Source organism: Paenibacillus sp. CR_12 (genome assembly GCF_041953985.1).
GTDB lineage: Bacteria > Bacillota > Bacilli > Paenibacillales > Paenibacillaceae > Paenibacillus_AQ > Paenibacillus_AQ lautus_A.
Genome location: NZ_JAVFHO010000002.1, coordinates 41,821 through 65,635, shown reverse-complemented (window position 1 = coordinate 65,635; position 23,815 = coordinate 41,821). Strand labels below are relative to the sequence as shown.

The window sequence follows — 23,815 nt, the reverse complement described above, 5'->3', positions numbered from 1 at the left end:
CCGATTTTCGATTAGATAAGCATCTGATTACTGCTGAGTTTCAGTGGGTTCGTTACCTCGCCGCGAGAATAAATAAATCGTTAAAATCCTAAAGAAAAGTAGAAATTGTATGGTAAAATGTCGTTTTTGATAGATGTATCAAGGATGATAATCCATTAAAGTGGTAGATATCATATGATGGTGAGTATTCACCGGAAATAGAGGAGGTTATCATTTGGATAATCATGATTTGGTACAACGACAACTATGGTTTGTGAATCAGAGACTCGGGATGTTTATTCACTTTAATAGTGCTACATTTCAGTTTGCTGAAACGGAAATTAAGGATTGGGAATACGGGCATGAGAATCATGATGAACCTCGCAGATTCCCATTTGATCCAAAACTCTGGAATCCTGAGCAGTTGGACTGTGCGCAATGGGCGAAAGCGGCTAGATCCGCGGGGATGAAATTCGCTGCACTGACAGCAAAGCATCATGAAGGATTCAGCTTGTGGCCTACCCGATATACGGAGCATTGCATCCGTAATGCAACCGACAAAAGGGATGTCGTCAAAGAATATCTTGATGCATTTAGGGAGGAAGGTATTAATGCGGGTCTTTATTTCTCTATGCTAGACTTGCATCATCAAATCGGTCGAAAAAAATGCACAGCGGAAGATAAGCGGTTCATTAAAAATCAAATCGAAGAATTGCTGACAAACTATGGCGAACTTCCGTTTTTGATCATTGACGGATGGAACGCCCATTGGGGAGGCCCTAATTATGAGGACCTTCCGTTTGAAGAAATTAATGAACTCGTGAAAAGTTTGCAGCCTCAGTGCTTATTGATGAATATTAGCTGTGAATCGACTTTGGATCATACAGATATCGTTTTTTATGAAAATGCTGCTGGGCAAGAAATTGAAGAGTCCTTTGCAGGTCCTGGTGCGAGCTGCAATATCTTAACTGAAACGTGGTTTTGGAGAGCTTCGGATACGAAAATGGAACTCAAAACCACTGATTGGGTATTGGATAAAGTACAGGATGCGAACAACCATAACGTGTCATTTTTATTAAATGGAGCTCCAGATCAGCGCGGCTTGTTGGATGCGAATGTGTTAGAACGTTTTAAAGAAATCGGAAAACGATATCGTCATCCGGTGGAACTCCAAACTATTCCAGCAAACTGGCTGATTAGAAAATAACTTGATCATTATTAACGAAGCACACAGCTTAAATAAAAGCGCTTGACCATTGAATGGTAACAGCGCTTTTTTCAATTGGGAGGACGTTTATTCTTGTGTTAATCCACTCGAAATACCTGATACCGCTTCCGGTACTCTCCAGGTGTAAACGAGGTTTGGCGTTTGAATAGGCGCGTAAAATAATTGTTGTCACGGAATCCGCATTGTTCACCGACTTGGATTAAAGGTAGTTCTGAATTCGCTAGGAGCTGTTTAGCGCGTTCGATCTGGAGACGATGCCTGTATTGCAGAGGACTCATTCCCGAATACTGTTTCAAACAGCGCGCCAAATAATCGAAGTGGTAATGCAGGTCGTTCTCCATCTGTACGGAATCAAAAGGATCTTCTAAGCAATCCGCCAAATAGGAGGCAACTTTCTCCCCAAGAAAAAGGGATCGGGCCTGTGGGCTGCTTTTTTTCATGCTGCTTTGAATTTCAATGAGGAATCGGCCAAATAAAATTTGCAGCTCGTAGGAGCGGTATGCTGAAAGGATGCTGTGTACTTTTATCATTTCCTTCAGAAGGGGGACGACCGTACGCAAATCTATCCCGGTAAATTTGGGGATGTCCACCATGCCTGGAAGAGCCTCGGTATCCTGGTCCGTCCTGTTCTGCAGAGGCTGCTGCCAATTGTTTTTATCAACTAGCTCAGGCTTCGACAATAGCGGATATTCAAAATGAATCCAATACACCTCCGTATTTGTATCAGTTGGGCGATAGCCGCGATGCATTTTTCCAGGCTCAAGCACCAATACCATACCTTTTTTGATTTCATATTGAATCCCGTTTTCCTCCATATAGAGTGTGCCACTGACGCAAATAATAATGTCAAAAACATCAAATTGACGCCTTGCATGGACAATTCCCGGCGGCCATAAGGTATGGCCGACCGTGGCTAGCAGGGGGAATGGGGGAACTTTCAGCTCAAGCACTAGCATTATCAATCACCTACAAAATTGGATGTAGAGATTGTACTATAATAAAGGCGCATTGTCAGCATCATCAAGTTCATCCATACAATAGTCAGTCATTATCGTGTATTTTGCACCAATTCAAGATTTTAATGAGGCAATTGGAAGCCTAATTATTGTATAAAGGAGACTATGATTATGAATCTTAACCGATTGATTGATATGAACAATTGGTACATCTAATAGCCCTCCCAATAAGTATAATTTACCAATTATGTGGAACTTACAATATTTTGTCATGTTGCTGTAATGGACATAAGTGTGATGCACGATATATAAGCTATCGGGAAACGAAAGTGCAATAACTAGGGAGCAGAACGCCGCGCGGCAGGCTGCTCCCTGTTTTCATAAATTCTCTGGGCACCCTATTCCCAAATGTCAATATATCTCTATCTTAGTAGCGAGCTAATCCGTTACGCTTTGCTTATCAAGGAACGCACACCATTGACGATTAAGGCGATGGAGAACACAATCACAGATATGATGCCTACTGTGTCAAGTACAGGTTCCAGGCTTGGCAGTAATTCCGATACTGGGACGTAAATTAGGCCGAAACCACCAATGACTCCGCTGAGATAGCTAAGAAACTTAGACATAGCGTCTTCACCTCCTCTATTAATAATATTAGCTTATGCATGCAAGATCGGTAATGCGATAGACAAATGAATGTTTAATATTTTAGAACGCGATAGGAGCCCTACAATCTAAAACGAATAGCGGCTTTTTTGTTTTATCGGTACAAGTTCTTGTCCCCAGTCGAGGACAAGAACTTGTACCTTTTGCCGTAATGGACAAGAACATGTTCCGATTACCGATTAGATAAATATCTAACTGAATTTTAAAGCTATTCATTAAGCTAACGGGCAGTTTAACACAGCAAATATTACGAAACCGAATAACATCCTGCGAGTTATGACTAGACTAATTGCCATCCCCTAAGGGGTTCTTTTTTATTTAATCTTTTTTCTTGACCTTTACATTAATGTGAAGCTTTATAATAAAGCTAACGTTCCTAATCGATGAGGTGATCGTTTTGAAGATCGGAAAGGTAAGAAAAATAACTGGCGTTAGTGCCCGTTCGATTCGTTATTATGAGGAGAAAGGATTGATCAAAACATCTCGTCAAGAAAATAATTATAGAGAATATGACGAAAAGGCGATCGAATCCATTAACGCAATTCAACTTTATTTAGATTTAGGGCTGACAACTGACCAAATTCGGGACATTCTCTTCTGTAGATTTCCTGAGCAACAGGAGCACAAAGATAAAGACGTCTATTGTGAGGAATTGCTGCTTATGTATCAGTCGAAAATGCACGAGATTAACCAACAATTAGCTGCTTTAACCAAAGCGAAGTTAAATTTGGCTGAAAAAATCAATCGGATGGTACAAAAACGGGAGGAGGATAATAAATGACTATATTAGTTGCTGGGGCAACGGGAACCGTAGGGCGGCATGTCGTGGACCAACTTCTTCAAAGGGGGCAAAAGGTACGTGCATTGACACGTAATCCGCAGCAAGCCAATCTTCCTCATGGTGTAGAGGTTGTCGCGGGAGATTTAAGTGATCGAAGTACGCTAGTTTCTGCGTTGGTTGGCATCAGCGGCATGCATTTAATTACAACAGGTGCCGAATATGCCCCGTTACAAACAGGACCAGAAATCGTTGAGCTTGTTGAGAAGGCCGGGGTGCGAAGGGTTACAGTTTTGTGGAACGGAGAGAAGGGCCCTTTTGAGAAGGCGGTTGAGTCAAGCAGTCTGGAGTGGACTCAGCTTCAAGCTTTTGAATTTATGTCAAACGCACGGAAATGGGCGAACTCTATACGCTCCGAGGGGGTTGTTCGAGACCTCTTCGGAGGATCACTGATTGCTCCTGTTCATGAAGCCGATATTGGAAGAGTCGCAGCGGTTGCACTAACTGGGGAAGGTCATGCAAGTCAAATATATACATTAACAGGGCCTGAGAGTTTGTCGGTTCAAGATAAAGTTCGGATAATCAGTGAGGTTATTGGACGTGAAATTCAATTTATCGAAAGCTCTGAAGAAGAAGAACGTGAACAGATGAGGAAAATGGGTGTTCAGGAGGATGCAATAGATTACGTGATTAGTTGGCACCTTAATCCGCCTAAATCTGCTTATATCGTTTTGTCGACAGTGGAGGAAGTAACAGGACACAAACCGTATACGTTCGCAGAGTGGGTTAAGGAGAATGCAGGTTTTTTTATCAATTCGGATAACGCTTGAATCTATTATTTTATTAGACAGACGTGTCAGATCACACATCGCTGGTAGCGATATGTTCAACGATTCGTTCTGAATGGTTAAGCTAACGGGCAGGATAGTTTAATAAATTCACGAATACTCTACATATGGAATAATTTACGAAGTTCGTAGATAAGACGTTATCGGAAATTAATGCTATTTCTTTATCTTCAATACTTGTTTTTAATGGTTCTTTGACTTGATGAATAGTAATTAAGGTAATATGTCCTTTAAATTCGACTTCATCGAAAAACCTACATACAAAATCTTTATTTAATATTCGATGCCAGTCTAATCGGTCTGCATGTTTTCTTTTCATTTCACACCCCCGACATAACTTCCAAAACATCTTTTCTGTATAGCCGATAATGGTTATTATTGGATGCAGCACTTCCCCTCGGAATCAAATTACTGTGTTACAACGATGCTTAATGAGAAAAAAGAAATAATTCAATGGTATTTCGATATATCTAAGAATATTGAGATTAGTGATCAAGGAGTGCCTTTTGGGGATGATCTTTATTTAGATGTGATTGTTTTTCCTAATGGTAATTTATATATTAAGGATGAAGATGAACTTGAAGAGGCTTTAAATAGTAATGACATTGAATTAGAGGACTATAACCTGGCAAAGAGTAATATGAAAGACTTAATTAAAGAAATAGAATCTATGGAAAACAAAATTATTAAGAATGGTTTAGAACATTTTAAATTTATATTGGAGGCATCACAAGGAAGGCATTAACAAAGGAAGGCATTAACATCCGATAACATTATATTCACACTTCGGGCCTTACGGCCCCTTGGTCCGGACAGATGCAATTGGCATGGAAGTTGATGCAGCCGGACACACTCGACTTCGTCGAGCGTCGTGAATACTGAGAACGTTATATGCAATTGGGGCAAATACGATTTTAGAAGGATGGTCAATGATGAGTAAATATACATACCCTGATTATAACAATTGTGCGGTTGTTACAATTGATACACAGAATGATTTTAGTTTGCCAGGGGCTGTTGCAGAAATTGCAGGTACTGTTAATGTACTGCCTCACATGAAGTTAATATTAGATGCATGCAGAAGTAGAGACATTCCGATATTCCACGTGATTCGATTATATAAGGAAGATGGATCGAATGTTGATATCTGCCGCAGAGAATTAATTGAAACAGGCGTTCGTATTGTAACACCAGGATCAACGGGAGCAGACTTAGTTGAAATGATTAGCCCGAAGAATTCAGTTCAGTTAGACGACAAGGAGCTCCTTCAAGGAACAATACAATTGATCGCAGATAATGAATGGGTAATGTATAAACCAAGATGGGGCGCATTTTATCAAACGAACTTAGAAGCATTTTTGAGAGTGAAGAATATAGATACACTGATTTTTATTGGGTGCAATTATCCGAACTGTCCAAGAACAAGTATATATCAAGCAAGTGAAAGAGACTTTAAGGTGGTTATGATCGAGGATGCAATATCAGGCGTTTATGATAAGGGAATTCATGAAATGAGAAATATAGGTGTTAAAGTAACTAGTACAGAGGAACTCATAAGAGAATTTGCAAGCAGATCCGAAGAAGGCTCCAACAGCAAATAACAACATATTCACGCATCGCAACAGGAGGCAGGATAGTTTAAGATCTATTCAATGTTCAATTAAATCCCATTAAATAACATAAAAATGTTATTATTATACTACTGCATCAATAAATTGGTATTGGATATCTAATTAAAATTATTAACCTAGGGGGTAGGTAAACAATGAGCAAAGATTATGAAACTCCTGAAAGAACAAGAGAAAGACTAAGACAAGAAGAATTGGAAAATAATCCATTTGGTCATATGAATCCCGGAAATAGTAGGGCTCGGTATAGTATAGTCGATTTAGGTTGGAAAGGCACTTTAGTATTAACTATTGTTATTATTGTCGGTCTTATAGTTGTTCAATATTTTTATTAATGGTTTTAATATTTGAGAAAACCAAAATTGTCGAGATACAAGAACATGGTCCCATTGAAAGTCGCTATTTGAGCGGCTTTTTTATTTTATCAACAATTGTCGAGGGACATTGCGTTGGCCACCACAAAGATTGACATATGTACAAAATACGAGTTTTGTGAAACAGATGTTGGGGAAAGAATCACCACAGCATGAATCTGCTTAGTTTTTGCTTTCTATTATGTTAAGCCGTTATAATCCTTTTTTCTTGCGCATCTTCTATTTATGAACAACTTTAACTTTCCAATTATTGGATTCTTTCTTCATTTAGATTCAATCGTCTGAATTACAATTCATCTAATCTAAAGGCTTTAATCAAACTCTCGATTAATTCATTCTAATATCGTCATTAATCGATCATTATTAATCGATCATTTTGTTCAAGTTTGTTCATGTGCCATTATAAATCATCATAATCATCGAATTTTGGTTGTTTCATTATTATTACGATTTCGCTTCACATTTTAGCGGAATTTCGCTACTGAAGACATTTTTAATGTTTCGTTGGTTCTTAATCGATTTGATTTTTATTAAATGCTCATCTTATGAACTATTTAGTGCTTGCTTGTTATCATCCATCATCCTAATTTTTTTTATGAACCCTCCCCTCTCTACATCTTAATGATTTACCATTATATGTTATTTTATCCGCCTTGAAGTTTTTCTCCCGCATGATCGGGACAATGCACGATTCACATAATATTGGAATATATTGTGCTGTTCGGCTCATATACTCATCATGATTAGCCCGTCTCGTCAAAGTCAGGGACAACGCGTAAGTCAACCACGCTTATCAAACCCATGCACCTGTGCAGTCCCCTCCTGTTTTTACTTCAGATTCGCAGACCACTTCTCGGCACGAGCCTGCAGATCATCCAGAAACTTCTGAATATCCGGAGCATTACCGGACGCTGCCTGGCTGATAAATCCGTTTATGGCTGGAGCGATGTCGCTCATATAGAACGGATTGGCTTCATCCATGAGCTCGGAGTGGCCGACTTCCGCGATCTCAAGTGCCTTTTTGACGAATTTGTCTTCCGGTGTTACGAAATCGGCATTTTTGAGCGTTGGGGTACTGGAGAAGTTTTCATACATGTATTTTTGCGTCATGTAGCTGGTCAAGAACTTTAACACTTCCCATGATGCATCCACATCTTTGGCATTCTTCGCCATGATGAACGGGTCAACCGCCACCCAGCCTTCACCTTTAGGACCCATGTTCAGCACAGGTTCAAAACGGTCCAGCAGCTCCTTGTTCTGCTTCGACCGGTATTCACTCATCGTGGAGCCGCCGGTGGAATCCAGCGCGATGGCGATATTGTTTTTCTCGAGTCCGAAGTTCTCGGCACCCTGGGCATTCACGAACCCGGCCGGTGGCAGCTGTGCGGCTTCCTTCAGCCATTCCATCACTTTGACCATTTCCGGCGTATTCAGGTGCCACTTGATGTTCTTGATGTCCTTCAGCGATCCTTCCGCTCCTTTGGCGCCATATGCAAGGGTTAATGCAACAAAGGTGGATCCGTTTAATGAGTTGCCGCTCCAATACAAACCGAAATTGTCTTCACCGGTTTTCGGGTTTTTGCCGGTCATCTGCTTGGCTTTCTCCAGAATTTCGTCCGGTCCCGGCTGTGCCGAGAGTGTTTCAACGCCCCAGTCTTCAAACAGCTTCTTATCATAAATCGTCATCCGGCGGCCAAGCACGGCAGGTATCCCAAATTGTTTGCTTCCGTCCGGCGACTTGGTGCTGTAGGAATTATTCATAATGCCTTCCAGATAGATGCTCGGGTCAAACGAAGTATCTTTTGCAATCAAATCGTCCAGGTCACGCAGCAGCCCTTCCTGGTACCATTGCGATGCAAAGGCTCCCCCGGTATACAAGACATCCGCATCGCCGGAGAGCAGCATGGCCGTTTGTTTGGCTTTTACGTTCTCCCAAGGGATTTGATAAACCTCCAGCTTGATGTTCGGATACATTTTTTTGAACGTTTTATCCAAATATTCGTTGAGCCCGATCGTCGGATTGCCTGTCAGCGCATCGATCCCGTTATCCAGCTGCCAGCCTGCCAGCGCAACGCGAACCGTTCCTTCCATATCCGATACTTTTTCAATTGTAACGCCGCCTGTCACATCTTTACCTGAACTGCCTGAACAAGCGGCCAATGTAAACACCAGCACGAATGACAGGATCAGCAGCACAGCTTTTTTCATCACGTCAACACCCCCGCATAATTTTAGCTTTACTTTCTGAATTACTGCTTGATACCGGACAGCGCAATGCTTTCGATAATATAGCGCTGCAGGAACATATAGACGACGATAACCGGAATGAGGCTCGTGGTTGTGGCCGCCATAATAATGGATGGCTGTTGGTTAATACCGTTGTTGTACGTAAACATGGCTAAACCGATCTGGATCGTGTACTTGGCAGCCGATTTTAAGATCAGCAGCGGCCACAGCATATCGTTCCATACGCCCAAGAACAGCAGAATGACCATGGTGGCGATAATCGGCGTACACAGCGGCAGATAAACCCGGCTGAATACCGTAATTTCCTTGGCTCCATCCAGTACGGCCGCTTCCCTTAAACTGCTGGGCAATTGATCAAAGAACGCTTTGGCTAAAAAAGTACCGAACGCATAGTTCATGGCCGGCAAATAAAATGCCAGATAATTGTCGACCAACCCGAGTTTACTGAACAAAAGATACTGCGGAATCATGGTCATTTCGAACGGAATCATCATCGTGCTTAGCGCCAGCAGCAGTACGAAATTAGCTCCTTTGAAGCGAAGCTTGGATAAGGCATAACCGGATAATAATGCGGACAACGAGCTGATGATAATGACCCCTGCGCTGACAAGCGTGGAATTGCCGATATATCGGAACATATTGATGTTGGTGAAAGCGGCTTCATAGGTTCGGATTGAAGGCTCCTCCGGCCATATTTTCGGCGGGAATGAAATATTTAACCGTGCGGCCCAATCGAAGCTCGTTACCAGCATCCATAAGAATGGCACAATCATAATGAATGAACCTACCAATAGGACCAGCGTTAGCATCAGCTGTGGAAGCGTGATTCGTTTACGGCGCACCGGCTCCTTGGGCAAGGCTGAACTGCTCATAGTTACCCTCCTGTCTTCTGGAATAAGGTTCCCCCTACGGATCCGAAAATGGATAGTGGGATTAATCCAAGCTGTCTTTACGTCGGTTGAGCAGCATGAGGAACACGGTTAAGATGAGTATGATGACGAATAACAGATAGGATACGGCCGTAGCCAGCCCCATCTGCGAAGAGAGGAATGCATTTCGGTAAATATACAGCACCACGGTCATCAAGCTTCCCCCAGGATTACCTGCGGTTCCGCCGATTAACCATACATCCGTAAACCGCTTCATTCCGCCGATGGTTCCCATGATGAGCATGAACACAAAGATCGGACGCAAGTAGGGAATCGTTATATACCACCATTTCCGGTACGTGCCTGCACCGTCGACCTCGGCAGCCTCATAGAGATCCCGCGGGACGCTTTGCAAACCGGCCAGAAAAATAATGGTGTTATATCCTAGTGCACCCCACAAGCTCATCAGCACGATACTGTAACGCGCGACTTCCGGGTTCGTGAACCAGCCGACCGGATCGATGCCGAACAAACCAATCACGAAGTTGATCAGGCCTTCCTTGGACGGGAAAAACAAGAAGGAGAACAACAAGCTTGTAGCTACGCCGGACACGACGTTGGGCAGAAAATAGACCGCTTTGAAAAAATTGCGTCCCAAATGCCATTTCAGATTATTAATCAGGCTTGCCAGAACAAACGAAAGCGCGATCCCTAGCAATACGGACCATATCCCCATGACGAACGTATTTGTAAGCGCTTGCCAAAATAAGGAATCCTCTAACGCGTAACGATAGTTGCTCAGGCCCACCCAGTTTCCGGATAAATTGAGCCCGGATGTCTGATGAAAACTCATAAACAGTGCGGCAAACATGGGATAAATGGCAAATACGATGACGCCGATAATCAGAGGGGCGCTGAATAGATAGCCCATCCAGTCATTGCGCGTAAATCTGAACTTTCGTTTTGCCCATTTTCCATGTTCCGCAGTCCATTTCCCTTCTGGGGTGGATGACAAACCGATCCTCCTCCTTTCGTTAGTAACCGGATCCATTCCGGCAATCGGACAAGACGTTCATGTCCATTCTGTACATGGTTATGTGGATGAATCCGGATTATGTGTTATTCTTTTTTTCACAGACGTGAATGAAAGATCAACACCTTAAAGCGATTTCTTTATCGGCAGTGTATGCAGCTGCCGGCTTCCGGGTGTATGCCTAGGTTGAACCCCATATCGATACGCATAAAAAAAAGCACAGCCTATTGGAGGCTGTGCTTTTTATATTCAAAGGGCTTAAACTTCGATAATGATGGGCAGAATCATCGGCCTCCTCTTGGTCTCACTGTATATGAATTTGCCGACATGATCCTTCAAGGTTTGCTTGATCAGATTCCATTGGGTGGATCCGGTTTCAGTCAAATCCTTCATTGAAGACGAGACGATATCGTGGATCTGACCCATGAATTCCTCCGAATCTTTTACGAAGATAAATCCCCTGGATATAAGCTCGGGCTTGGCCACCATCTGCTTTTCCGTTTTGCTGAGCGTGGTGACGATAATGAGCATCCCGTCGGAGGACAGCTGCCTCCGGTCCCGCAAGACGATATTGCCTACGTTGCCGATCATCAATCCGTCCACCAGGCTGTTGCCTGAAGGGATTTTGGGACCTAACGATGCCATGCCCTGCTGGATTTGTATCGTGTCGCCATTCTGAACGATAAACACGTTCTCATTCGGGATTCCCACGGACTCGGCCAGCTGACGATGCTGATAGAGCATTCGGAATTCACCGTGAACGGGGATCAAATAGTCCGGTTTCATCAAAGTGAGCATCAATTTCAATTCTTCTTGGCTGCCATGTCCGGATACATGCATCCCTGAAGTCGCACCCGATCCATAGATGACTTGGGCTCCCAGCACATATAAATTATCGATGACATGAGCCAGATTCCGCTCATTACCCGGTATCGCCCCTGCAGCAATAATGACGGTATCTCCCGGCAGAATCTCGATATGGGGATGCTTGGAGTTGGCTAGCCGTGATAAGGCTGCCATAGGCTCTCCTTGGCTTCCCGTGCATAACACGGCGATTTGGTCCGGCGGATAACGCTCGCTGTCTCCAGCATCGATCAGCAAATCATCGGGCATGTTGAGATACCCGTGCTCCTTGGCCACCGCAACGACATTAACCATGCTCCGGCCGAGCAGAATCAATTTCCGTTCCGTCTCTACCGCGGCATCGATGATCTGCTGGACACGGTTGACGTTCGAAGCGAATGTGGAGATGAATACCTGCTGTTTGGCCTGGGCGAAAGCCTCCAGGATATGACCGCCAACCAGGCGTTCCGAAGGGGTAAACCCGGGTCTTTCGGCGTTTGTGCTTTCCGATAGCAGCACCTTCACGCCCTGCTTGCCGATTTCTGCCATACGGTGCAGATCGGGATAAGGTCCCTTCACGGGAGACATGTCGAATTTAAAATCTCCCGTGTGGACGACATTGCCTTCCGGAGTTTGAAAAACGATGCCCACGCAATCCGGGATGCTGTGACTGGTCGAAAAAAAAGAGGCATGGATGGCACCCGCTTGAATAGTGGAATTCGCGTCGATCGTGTGAAGCTCGGAATTACGCAGAATACGATGCTCTTTCAGCTTGATTTTAATCAGCTCAATCGTAAGCTTCGTCCCATACACAGGGATCGGCAGCTGCTTCAGTAAATAGGGAATTCCACCAATATGGTCTTCATGTCCATGAGTGACGACAAGGGCTCTGACCTTATCCGCGTTGTCCAGCAAATAGGTGAAGTCGGGAACAATCAAGTCGATGCCGGGCAGGTTTTCGTCAGGGAATTTCGAGCCGCAATCAATCACCACAATATCTTGATCGTACTGTATGAAGTACATGTTTTTTCCAATTTCATTCACACCGCCAAGCGCGGCGACCAGCAATTTTTGTTCAGCTATATTCATGGCTAGGTTGCCTCCTTGTCTCTACTCGCCTAGATCCATATCTTTCAATGCATGATGTTCCTTCTATATTATTGAAGTTCTCGCAAAACTTATGCACCGCGGGTAACAATGGTTTCGCCAGTCGTGATGCAGGGTAACGACAGAAAACCCGCCAATCTCAAACGGTATGCCATTTGTCTTTAGCGATTTCAGTTGCAGCCAGATAGGAATTCAGACCTCAGACTTCTTTAAAAGTTGAAAAATGAAAAAGACTGCCGGATAATCGGCAGTCTTCTGAATATAGCGCAAGTCGCGTCTTACGAATGCTTCCCCTGTTGTTTAGGAGCTTTAACCGGCTTATCGTTAACGCTGACAAAGATCGGATTAGAATAAAACCACAGGTCGCTGTAATTCCGTTTATTAATTTCCGCAAAGCGCTGCTCGTTGTCTTCGATGTCCGTTTTCGGATCCATGAGCGGATCGCCATGGCGGGTTTCTCCGTCAACATTCTCGCCAAGGTTCGTCCCTCTTAACCGGAAATATTGGTCCTTCGTTGCTTTCGTCCGATAAGTGATCACGTTGTATCCATCCCGATCGGTTGTCCAATCCTTGCTCGTAAACCGTTTCACCACTTTGGTCGAATCGTTGGTGCTCTTGCTGTATGCCGCCGTACCTGGTTGTGCTTTACCGGTGACATCACCCGAGATCAAATCGACATGATCCACGGCTACGGAGTCGCCGTTGTTATTTTGTTTCGGACTTTTGAATCGGATCGTAATTTCGATAGGATTCCCTTGTTTCACTTGAAGTTTACTCCCCATCTCGGCCTGCTTGTTCCCGTGGCGAACGCGGAAATCCAAGGCGTTGATTAAATCGCCGTGCACGGAGAACGATTGGCCTGAACGCATGCCGTTCAGCACGCTTTGCATATCCTTTCCGTTCACCCATGTGTAATTTTTGGCGTATTGTCCCGGCCAATAACCGCTGGAGTATAAACGGTTGTCACTAATCTCAAAATGAGAATCCGAGTTCGCAAAGTTCCAGAATTCGCGTCCTTCGCCGAGCAGCGCATCCCATACGCCGCCAACTTTGGCAATCATGTAATCAGCGCCGCCGTAGGTTCTGTTTTCCGGCGTAGTTAAATTAAGTCCGCCACGATCCGGTTCCATCTGATTCCCGGGCATTCCCTCCATCCCGAATACGACATTCGGCGCGATGTTGTTGAAATTCCGTATGTCAGCGATCGTATATACGGTTTTTCTGGAAGGATGATTGAGCAATGCATAACTGCTGTTGGCGTAGTTTTTTTGGAGCCAGGCCAGTGCCGTTCGGGCATCTTCGGACGTCGTGTAGGCCCGGCTGTCTGTTTTTTTCCAATCGGCGACTTCTTTGGGATCAAACATCGCTTCATCTCGATCCGTAAATAGATACTCGAACTGACGGGCTGCCCTAAGGCTCGCCTCTGAACCGAACGAGCCTGCTATAATGCCGACTCCCACATGTTCGTATGTAGGCATGTCCCATTCAAAACCCGAATAGATAATGTTATTCTTGTATTTCCCTGCTGCCTGGAGCTGCTGGATCTTAGGTATCTGATACAGCGCCATTCCTTGGGAGAACGGAACAGGTCCGCCGGCAAGAGGATTCCCCTCATCATCCCGTTTAGAAACTCTAAGATGGTCCGAAACGGCGATCCAATCCAAACCGTACTTTTCGAACCCGTTGTCCAGCAATTCCTGTAAGGATTGACTGGCATCATCGGACTGATACGTATGCGCGTGATACTCCCCAGTCATCCATTTGCCGTTGCTTTCCGGCTTAAACTTAGACCCATCTGCGTTCGCATGAACAACCATGCCTTGCGAAAGGATGGACAAGCTGAGCGCCAAAACCATGATGGTTTTCTTCTTTAGCTGCATTTCATGGCACCTCCGAGTTGATATCAATCGTAAAAACTACTTAAGTGTAAGCCTTCTTGATTAAGAGAATGTTATGACAAATCGATACATTTGTAAGAATAGTCCTCGTTATTCTTATGTCCAAATAGAAGAAATAAGCCATCGTCTTTGTAACTCGAAATTCGCAAGGTCTTTATCCATTGGGTAACATATATTATATTATGTAAACCTTTATAAACAGAATGACTACAACCTGCATTCGGTGTAGTCATTTCGATGAGCTTCTTCTAAGATTACATTTCTTTGGATAAAGTTCGACGTACCAACTTTACCTGTCCATTCACCCCCGAAGGCAAAGCATTCTTGCCATACAAGTTCTCCAGCGTATTGGCTGCACGGATGGCAAGTTGATGGATCCCCTGTTCCACATATGGCGTTATGTTCCAATGATACGGCGGCCACAGCCGGATGCCAGCGCTTGTATCATTCACATATAGGCAAGCCGTCTCCCTAATATCTTCGGCTTCCAGCCATAACTCCTCGTCCGGCGCTAAGTTGACCTCAGTCAGGTCTACCTCCTGGAAGTAATCGCCCGCTCCCGCATAATAAGGATAGCCGGCAGAAGCCCAAGAACCAAACATATGTTCCGAACACGCATTTAACCTCACCCCATCTTCTATTTCAAACGGCCCAATCAAATAGGCTGGGAATGAAATCGCCGGCATCGGCTCCAGTAAGGAAACCGTCAATATCTCGAGCTCGTTCACGCCCGTCACCAAATGAGCCGTGATATCTAGGGTAGCATAGTTTGAATCCTGCCACTCAGATGTCTTCAGCGCATTCTGTCTGACGCCATTCACGAAGATTTCAACATTGCGCCTGCGCTGCAGGAAGCCGATATGGGCCGGTATTTTCTGCTCCACATCGTCCAGAATCAACTCAAGCCTCGCTAATGAATGGACATCTGGTGGATGCGAATGATCTCCGCCATTCGGTGAATGCAATTGTTCGATCAATGCCTGCGTCACGGTAAACGTTGTACGGTACGTGTTCACTTGCCCAGGCATCGTGGCGTTCATCCTGGAGTTTCGGTCATTCAGCGTTACCTGCCACTGGTCCAGTAATAAAACGTTGGGTTCAAGAGACTGAAAACGCCACTTCTCTTCGAGAACGATAATATCCTCGGTTTTTTGCATCTTGCCGAACGTTTGTTCTATTTCGTAAATTGAGCACTCCTCAGGACCAACCGATAGAACTCGCAGTTCTCCAGGTGCATAGGTAAGAACGGAATCGCCTACTAACCGGCGAATGCTCCCGCTTTCCAAGTCCCACTCTTCCATAAGGTTCCCGGTTTCTCCTGCATCAAGCTTCATGGAAACGTTATGCTCCGCCCAGTTCATAAACCATACAAATACACGGTCACCGAACACACGTTCTACATGGATCAAATCCTCATATTGTCCTTCAAGAAGCTTCCATCGTAAGGCAGAAGCTTTCTTTAATAACCCGCTTACCGTTTCACATAAGGGCTCGAGCAGATCTGGAGCCTGCTCCTTTATACGGCCTCCGGACATCTCTGGATCGGCAAGTATCCGCTTTTCTCCGGAATCGAGATGATCCTCGATCAATGTGTCTTCGTGGTCCTTGTCCTCCAACGAATAAAATAAAGCATACCCTTTGCCAACGGGGCGTAAAGCCCCATGCTGAGGATTCGGGCTAAAAAGCTCATGCATTTGCTTTGCCACTTCCGGGTCCTGGCGCACGGACTCGCTATGCCGCGGAATTGCCCCTACGGCAACCAGCGTTCCGCCTTGCTTTACATAGGCAACCAGAAGAACGGCAATGTCCCTTGACATGACCTCCACCTCGGGCATAACCAAAACCGAATATGCGTTCCCGTCACCACTGAATCGCACCCCTTCTCCATCAACAAGGGCAGCATTACGAAGCTGACATTCATCAACATAGTCATAATCAATGGAATGGCGCAGCATGCGATCCGACAAAAGCGAGAACAAGGTATCGGATGAAGGAAACCGGTTAGATTGCCCCGATGCGAACATATTTTCGTACACCGATTGAATAGGCGATAATAGAAGAACCTCCGGGGTTCGTTTTCCGCTTGCGCCGAGCAGACTCAATCGACCGAGATAGTCGGCAAAAGCGCGATAATGCGGCCAATGCGGCGCATGTTTGAATTCCGTGGGAGGAAAATCGGTTTTCCGATACCCCGCAAACGAATAATAGAACGCATGCGGGATAAACAGATTAACGCCCAGGAAAGCCATGAAATTGGCATCGAGCCGCCTTTGACGCATGGAATAGCCGTGACCGCTGGCACCAAAGGCCTCGCAGATCACGCGTTCTTTATTATCGAGCCCGGCTACGGAAGCCGCCGTCTTCACGGACACGATCCGGTGCGGATTCTCCTTAGTGCCGATGCCGGGCGTCAAATAATCCACGCCTGCATAGTGGTACTGCTGCAGGACGCGCGTCTGGTTGCCTTGCGACCTGGCTTGCCCCCAGACCGGCTCCTCCAGCGTATGACCGATGTACAGCAGTCCATGCCCTTCGCACCATGAGGAAATCGCTTGATGATACCCCTCCACATACCAGCGCGTAATCGTATCATAATATTGCTGTTTCGTTGCCCGGCTGCCGTCTGCCATGTTATATAGCAAAGCTCCTAATCGCGGGATGAGATCATACCCGTTCTCTTGCCGGTACCGCTCACCCATTCCTTCAGACCAAGCAAAGACCATGCCAGGCAGGGTAGCGCCTACATCGTGAACAGCCGTCCGGATCGCTTCCACCCCGAAGAACCCGTCGTGGATCATGAGCCCCGGCTCGTCGGTAAAGACGCCTTGTATCGTCTTTCCGAAATATTTCTGCAAAGACAGAAACGGTTCATAGGCCATCCGGATGAACGCCTGGACCGCCTCCGGATTCAACGTATCCAAGTAGTACCCATTGGCAAACGTGATGCCTTCCGCAATTTCGCAGGACCAGCAGGCCAGCACGACATAAGAGTCTTCCGCATTCGGAGGCGTCCAATCCCGTCCCCATTCATGCGTGAGGTCCTCGGATTCTTCATGGAGCAGCCATTCCCCGTCAGACTCGACGGCACGATAGGCCAGAATGGCAATCAGCTCATTATTCTCATATCGTGCAAAATCCAGCTTCAAGCTTTCTTGCCCGGAACCGCCGTAACAACGCCTTTCCTCCACTCTTAAGTAACGCATGCGATATTCCGGATGCTGTCGCGTCAGCTTGCCGCCCACCGTCCCGCTTGGCCAATTATCCTCATCGTACAGCCAGACGACCATGTTGCGTTTTTGGCATTCCACGGTGCAGAATTCCAAAGCTTCCATAAAAGCCTGCGAGAGGTATGAGGCTTGCATTCCATGACGCGCATGCAGAACAACGCCTCCGACGCCCGCTTCAAACATCGATTGAATCTGGCTTTCCAGCTCCGCTTCCTTGAGCTCGTGATTCAGAAACCAGAATGGCTGCGGGCGGTAGGTTGCGTCCGGATTCTGGAATTGCTGCTTCAACCGCATGAGATCCATTTCGATTTCTTCCTTAACATGAAGGCTGTTCACACACATCACCTGTCTTTGTTCGAATTTGAACTGGCTCCTGACATGAGTAATCGAATGAAGAATCCCCCGACGACGGAGCGATTCTGGAAGTTCATTTGCTTGCCGCTGATGGTGTCATACCAATCGGTCACCGGAACTCGAGCGGAGGTTTCATTCATGAAATCCCATAGGGGCGCGATCATGGACTCAAACCCGGCCTGCGTGGTACTCATGGCTGCACACCATACCAGCCAATCGGATTTCGTATACGTATCGCGGCTGTCCAGGGGAAGGCCGTAACGGTTCTGTAGATGCTGGTAATACTCCAGCTCCCGTGCAGACACTTCTGTTGGAAACAGGTTGAACTCCAGCAGCCGATCCCACACCAAATTGTATTTCATGCTCCAGGAATCGCCGGCGCTGTCGAACGTAAGCTTGTAATGGTCGCCGGCATCGGCCATGGACATCCATTCATTCGCCATGTTCCGTGCAGCTTCGTGATAAGCTCCGCCTTCCGGGAGGCCGAGCCGATCGCACATGTAGGAGTATGCGGCAATGCCCAAGATCGCCTTGATGGACAGATTAGCATTATGCGCCAAATGTCCGGCGAAGTCATCCGTGCACAGCTGATTATCCGGATCGAGTCCATTCTTCAGCAAATACCCAGCCCATGCGGTAAGGGGCTCCCAGTGCTCCCTGGCAAACTCGGCATTTCCTTCATACTTGCATACCGCAGCCGCCATCAGGAGCATATTACCGCATTCCTCAATCGGCATCTGGTATTCCAGCTTGTTCTCGCCATACACTTGACCGTTGGCTTTCGGGTACGTGCCCACGTCATGGGGCGCAAAATCGAACGTCCATTCATCGCTCATCGCATACTTAAAAATCGGACGCATCATGCCCTTGATCAGTTCAGGGTTATATCTCAGGAACAATGGAATCGACGGGTAGCTGACATCGACCGTGGCAATGCACCCGTTGCTGAAATTCTCCTTGGAGAAAAACAACACGCGGCCCGCTTCGTCGGCAACCAGTTTATGCGCGGCAATCGCCTGCCGATAGGTCAGCGCCAAAATATCCCGGTACCGATTGCCGCCTGCGGCTTGGCTTTCGGTCATGAGCTCGCGGTTAAATCCTTCGCATCGCCGCATGATCGTTTCATACTGATCGGCTGCCGCTAACAGCATGTCATGGAAGGTCCATCCGTTTCGCTTCCAATAAGCATCCAGCGGCTTGCGGAAATATTCGATCGCATGGATATCGTCATACGCCAGCATCAGATATTCGGATGCCCATTCATCCCCGACGGTCCCGCATTCGATTTCGGCTGCCATGACGGGAACGTGATCGGAGACGGAGCGCGGCTTCTGCGCATCATCTTGGGCAGGTAATTGACCTGTCCTAACATACTGCTCCCGGGTCGTTACCGAATGAATCACCGTCTGTATCCGCGATGAACGCGGCACCGCCAGGACCATATACCCCCAATCGATTCGGGTGTCATCACCGGCAAGCTGCAGGATCGGCTGTTCGACAGTCCCCATCGACATCGCATTCAATCGTCCGTCGATCACGCGGTGCTCCCAGGTCACCTGCTGATCCGGGGTATGGACGCACCATTCGCCCGTTACATCGATGTAAATCTTAACGTCATGCGCTTGCCCATCCAATGAACGCACGTGAAAGGTCAGATAGGTGACGGGCCGGGATAACAGATCGAGATCGTCCAGCAAAAGCGGGGTGGTAAACTGAACTTGAAGTTCAATGCCTTCCCCTTGAAACGTATAACGGGTCGTTACGGGCTCAACCGTCAGATCGGTTTGCTCAAGGGCTTCAGGCTCAAGTTGTTCTGACGGCTCCTGCGTGATAACTTTTCCCATGAATCGTCGCGGTACGCCATCAATGATGGCTACCCCCGTCATGCCTTGAATCTTGTTCGTCCAATGCCGGGTATGGTCGTCATACAGACGGTCCGCTGCGGACCATACGCTGAAATAAGGATCTACGGTTACCAGCGGCACGGATGGGGGTCTGAAATTCGTTGTCATCTAACGTCAACTCCTTCATGTCTTCTTTATTCTTCAAGCTGCCTGGATCTCCTTGCGATTTGGAAATATTGATTCAATAAACAGCAAAGGCTTCGCCCCCTTGGATGACAAGGTCATGCGAAGCCTTCCTAATTAACGGGCTCCCCTGATCATGGATATGATTAGTTCGGCATTTGAACGGTCACAACGTCTTTCCCCTTCAGATTTTCATTCGTGAACTGCATCGCCTTATCGTAACCGGTCTTTCGGAGCTGTTCCCGCAGTTCGTTGATAATGCTCATGGCGGCTTCATCCGATTTGGCAAAAACCGCTTCCTTCCACGCATCGCCCATCCGATCCATCGAAGGCTTCAGCATTTCCCATTCCGGCGCTTTGGTGATGACATCGCCGGGGTTGTACGCCGTAATGACCTGAATGCCGTTCGGACGGAGGATTTTGCGAGCGTTCTCCATCGCGTCCAGCCTTTCTTGTTCCGCCCAGATGTCTCCTCCCGCAGCGGAATTGATGCGGTCAAGCCCTGTCAGCGATTCCAGGCCGATGCTGATGCCTTCGTTCTTGCGCAGCTTCATGTTGGTGTCCGTGCTGAATTTGTCAAACCATTCCTGATTCGCGACAGGCTTGCCGTCCTTCATGTCCCAGTGAACGCCCTGCACCCCGTACCTAGCCAGCATAAAGCCTTCATCGGAAGCCATAAAGTCGAGGAACTTGAGCGCGGCATCCACGCAAGCGCCTTTACAGTTCTTGGTGATCGCCGTCACATTGTTGCCTTGAATTCCGAGATCGACAGGCCTGTCCGGTTCGACGTCAGCGCGCTCCAGCGGGCCGAGCGGAATGTAGTCGCTGCCCGGATGCGAAGAGACATATTCCTTGGAAGCATCCAGGATAGCCGGGTAGTGGGCGGCCAGGATGGCGATGCGGCCTTGATTGATTTTTTCCTTGGCAATCGGGTCCGTCTGGGTGAAGGCTTCAGGATCCATCAGCCCTTCTTCAACCAGCTTTCGATAGAACAGCGTGTATTCTTCGTAGCCCTTGGTGAAGAAGTTATGCTCGAGCGTGCCGTCGCCTTTGTCTACGTAACTCGCTCCGGAATAAAACATGGTGTTGCCGATGCCGACGGCCCAGCCGTTGCTGAAGCCGCCCAGCGGAAAGACGGGCTGGCCGTTCTCCTGCAGATTGGCATCCTTGATTTTTTTGAGGAAGTTATAGAAATCGTCCTTCGTCACGACGGATTGCGGATCAACGCCAACCTTCTCGGCGATGTCTTTGCGCACATAGAAGCCGTAGAGCCAGTCCATGCCATCTTCGTTGGTCGCCGGCTGATTTTGCAGCAGCAGATACTTTTTGCCGTCGTAAGCGTTAATCGCTTTTTCATACAATGCCGGCGGGACATTTTCTTCCGCGATGGATTTGGACAAGTTCGGATAATCCTTCAATTTCTCGGAGATATCGACCAATTGTCCTTCTTTGGCCGCCTTGATGATTCCGTCCAGTTCACCGCCCCAGGCAGGTCCGGTATAGATATCGGGCAGATCCTGGGTCGCGAAGATCTGATTGACCTTTTCCGTCTCGCTGCCCTTGGTATATTCCCACTCCAGGGTAACGCCCGTCTTCTCCTTGATGACTTCTTCGACCGGCGTCATCGCATCGGAACCGTTTGAGCCATTCCAATTGTGTAATATTTTGAGTTTGTATGAATTCTCTCCTTCTGCGCCTTCTCCGTTATCTCCGTTCCCTGATGAATTCGTGCAGCTGATCAGCAAACCTCCAACCATGATGGACACGAGCAATGCGGATACGCCTTTCGACCAAATCCTCTTCAAACCAATCGCCTCCTGGAATATGGATATCAATGATCTTGGTAAAGCTTTGGACAAATTCCGGGTCAGGATGACCTAACCTTTAACCGAACCGATCATAACCCCCTTTACGAAATATCGCTGCAGGAACGGATAAATGCACAGGATCGGGAAGACCGTGATGACAAGCAAGGCCATGCGAAGCGATTCGGGCGTCGCGCCTGCCCCGCTGGTTCCGCCTACCGTCTGACCACCCTGCTGCGCCGCGCGCTGCATCGAATTGGATAACGCTTCTGCTTCGGTCAGCATCTCTTGCAATAAGGTCTGCACCGGGATCAAGTCTTTGTTGGATACGTAGTATGCGCCCGAGAACCAATCATTCCAATGGGCCACCCCGATGAAGAGGGAGATGGTTGCCAGCACCGGTCCCGAGAGCGGCAGTATGATCCGAACGAAGATTTGAAAATCGCCGTAACCGTCAATGCGGGCGGATTCCTCCAGCTCCTCCGGTATGCCTTGCAGGAAGGTGCGAATGATGACGATGTGCATGAAATTGAACAGCATCGGCAGCACGTACACCCAAAAGGTATTGATCAGATGCAGCTTCTGCAGCGTAATGAAGAACGGGATGAACCCGGCGCTGAAAATCGTCGGCAGAAAGATGTAGAAGGTAAAAAAGGAACGGCCGGGCAGCGTCTTCTTGGAAAGCGCATAGGCCATGAGCGTACACAGCACCACATGCAGGAATGTTCCGAGCACGGTGCGCATGAGCGTAATTTGGTATGCCTTCCATATACGGGCGTTATCGAACACCTGGGCATAGTTCTCCAGCGTGAATTTACGGGGAAGGAAATAGATGGCCCCCATCATCGAATCTTTGCCGTCATTCAAGGAATACGCCAAAATGTATATGAACGGGTAGATCATGGAGAAGCCGATCAATGCGAGAAACGTGTAGTTAAACACCGAGAAGAAAGACCATTTGCGTTTCATTACGTCACCTCCTTAGAACAGGGATACATCGCTGACTTTGCGGGCGATCCGATTGACCGTCAGAACCAGGATGAGCCCGATGATGCTTTGGAATAGCCCGACGGCCGCTGCGTAGCTGAGTCGTCCTTCCCGGATACCGGAGTTGATGGCGTGCACGTCCAGAACGCTGCCCATGCTGGCAGTCGCCGGTCCGTTCAGGAGCAGGAGCTGTTCATACCCCGCGCTCATCAAATTGCCCACCGCGAGAATAAACAATATGATGGCCACATTGCGGATACCTGGAAGCGTCACGTGCCACATCTGCTTGAAGCGCCCCGCGCCATCCATTTTGGCAGCTTCGTAAAGCTGCTGGTCGATGCCCGCAATGGCGGCCATAAAGATAATGGAATTCCAGCCGATGTTCTTCCAGATATCGGAACCTACAATCATCTGATAGAACCAGGTTGGATTGTTCAGAAACTGGATCGACTCGGCCCCGAACGAGCCCAAGAGGTCATTGACCGGACCGCCGTATGGGGTCAGCAGCCGCTGCATCAAGGTGACGACCACGATCCAGGATACGAAATAAGGCAAGTAAGACAGGGTCTGAATCGTCTTCTTGAATTTCATCTTCCGGACTTCATTCAGCAGGAGCGCAAGAATGATCGGCATCGGAAATCCGATCAGCAGCTTCATGAGGCTGATGATGACCGTGTTGCGGATGATGTCCCCGGACTGATAATAATTGAAGAATTGTTCGAAGTACTTGAATCCGGCCCAGGGGCTGCCTGTAAATCCGCCTATGAAGGTGTAGTCCCTGAAGGCAACTTGAATTCCGTACAAGGGCACATAGGAAAACAGAAAAAACCAGACGATGCCGGGCAGCATGAACAAGTAAAAGAGCTTGTGCTGCCAAATTCGCTTGAATACTCGGTTGCTTGTCCATCGTGACTTGTTCACATTCCCACCTCTCCTTTCTCACATGGGGCGGCGATGC

General features: G+C 47.2%; 17 protein-coding genes. 6 read left to right on the top strand and 11 right to left on the bottom strand.

Features of this window, described 5'->3' with window-relative positions; genetic code table 11:
- Positions 1-214 precede the first annotated feature (214 nt).
- Positions 215-1,186 carry an alpha-L-fucosidase gene (locus RB297_RS04040; RefSeq protein WP_096773706.1) on the top strand — a complete coding sequence of 324 codons (972 nt, stop codon included), beginning with the start codon at positions 215-217 and terminating at the stop codon, positions 1,184-1,186.
- Positions 1,187-1,284: 98 nt separating this feature from the next.
- Here RB297_RS04040 and RB297_RS04035 read toward each other — a convergent pair whose 3' ends face one another.
- Positions 1,285-2,163: an AraC family transcriptional regulator gene (locus RB297_RS04035; protein WP_096773705.1), complete on the bottom strand. Its 879-nt coding sequence runs from the start codon at positions 2,161-2,163 to the stop codon at positions 1,285-1,287.
- Positions 2,164-3,229: 1,066 nt separating this feature from the next.
- On the opposite strand from RB297_RS04035, the gene RB297_RS04030 reads away from it, so the two are divergent.
- The 5 genes from RB297_RS04030 to RB297_RS04010 all read left to right on the top strand — a co-directional run bounded on the left by RB297_RS04030 (position 3,230) and on the right by RB297_RS04010 (position 6,421).
- Complete coding sequence (locus RB297_RS04030) at positions 3,230-3,613, top strand: MerR family transcriptional regulator (protein ID WP_096773703.1); 384 nt, start codon at positions 3,230-3,232, stop codon at positions 3,611-3,613.
- Positions 3,610-4,440, top strand: coding sequence for an SDR family oxidoreductase (locus tag RB297_RS04025; protein ID WP_375119812.1), 831 nt, complete (start codon positions 3,610-3,612; stop codon positions 4,438-4,440). Before RB297_RS04030 ends, RB297_RS04025 begins: the two co-directional genes overlap by 4 nt.
- A 400-nt stretch (positions 4,441-4,840) precedes the next feature.
- Positions 4,841-5,203, top strand: a complete 363-nt coding sequence (locus RB297_RS04020; RefSeq protein WP_375119811.1) for a DUF402 domain-containing protein — start codon at positions 4,841-4,843, stop codon at positions 5,201-5,203.
- Between the two features lie 184 nt (positions 5,204-5,387).
- The gene (locus tag RB297_RS04015; protein ID WP_375119810.1) at positions 5,388-6,059 is read left to right on the top strand and encodes a cysteine hydrolase family protein; all 672 of its coding nucleotides are present in this window, start codon (positions 5,388-5,390) and stop codon (positions 6,057-6,059) included.
- Positions 6,060-6,223: 164 nt separating this feature from the next.
- Positions 6,224-6,421, top strand: coding sequence for a DUF6366 family protein (locus RB297_RS04010; RefSeq protein ID WP_096773700.1), 198 nt, complete (start codon positions 6,224-6,226; stop codon positions 6,419-6,421).
- An 867-nt stretch (positions 6,422-7,288) separates the two neighbouring features.
- Here the strand turns inward: RB297_RS04010 and RB297_RS04005 are convergent.
- The 10 genes from RB297_RS04005 to RB297_RS03960 form a co-directional block, all read right to left on the bottom strand.
- Complete coding sequence (locus tag RB297_RS04005) at positions 7,289-8,668, bottom strand: extracellular solute-binding protein (RefSeq protein ID WP_192572647.1); 1,380 nt, start codon at positions 8,666-8,668, stop codon at positions 7,289-7,291.
- Between the two features lie 41 nt (positions 8,669-8,709).
- Positions 8,710-9,579, bottom strand: coding sequence for a carbohydrate ABC transporter permease (locus RB297_RS04000; RefSeq protein WP_036663034.1), 870 nt, complete (start codon positions 9,577-9,579; stop codon positions 8,710-8,712).
- A gap of 61 nt (positions 9,580-9,640) precedes the next feature.
- Positions 9,641-10,591, bottom strand: a complete 951-nt coding sequence (locus tag RB297_RS03995; RefSeq protein WP_009592680.1) for a carbohydrate ABC transporter permease — start codon at positions 10,589-10,591, stop codon at positions 9,641-9,643.
- Positions 10,592-10,867: 276 nt separating this feature from the next.
- Positions 10,868-12,541 carry a ribonuclease J gene (locus RB297_RS03990; protein WP_096773686.1) on the bottom strand — a complete coding sequence of 558 codons (1,674 nt, stop codon included), beginning with the start codon at positions 12,539-12,541 and terminating at the stop codon, positions 10,868-10,870.
- 296 nt (positions 12,542-12,837) lie between these two features.
- A complete protein-coding gene (locus RB297_RS03985) occupies positions 12,838-14,439 on the bottom strand; it encodes a CehA/McbA family metallohydrolase domain-containing protein (RefSeq protein ID WP_375119809.1) in 1,602 nt (533 codons plus the stop codon).
- A 272-nt stretch (positions 14,440-14,711) separates the two neighbouring features.
- Positions 14,712-18,026 (bottom strand): glycosyl hydrolase, encoded by a 3,315-nt coding sequence (locus tag RB297_RS03980; protein WP_375119808.1) that lies wholly within the window; start codon positions 18,024-18,026, stop codon positions 14,712-14,714.
- Entirely contained in the window at positions 18,026-20,050 is a 2,025-nt protein-coding gene (locus tag RB297_RS03975; protein WP_375119807.1) for a glutaminase family protein, read from the bottom strand. Before RB297_RS03975 ends, RB297_RS03980 begins: the two co-directional genes overlap by 1 nt.
- A gap of 161 nt (positions 20,051-20,211) precedes the next feature.
- Entirely contained in the window at positions 20,212-21,870 is a 1,659-nt protein-coding gene (locus RB297_RS03970; RefSeq protein ID WP_036663045.1) for an extracellular solute-binding protein, read from the bottom strand.
- Positions 21,871-21,942: 72 nt separating this feature from the next.
- On the bottom strand, positions 21,943-22,839 hold the full coding sequence (locus RB297_RS03965; protein ID WP_015735219.1) for a carbohydrate ABC transporter permease: 897 nt from the start codon (positions 22,837-22,839) through the stop codon (positions 21,943-21,945).
- Between the two features lie 12 nt (positions 22,840-22,851).
- A complete protein-coding gene (locus tag RB297_RS03960) occupies positions 22,852-23,778 on the bottom strand; it encodes an ABC transporter permease (protein WP_015735218.1) in 927 nt (308 codons plus the stop codon).
- Positions 23,779-23,815 lie beyond the last annotated feature (37 nt).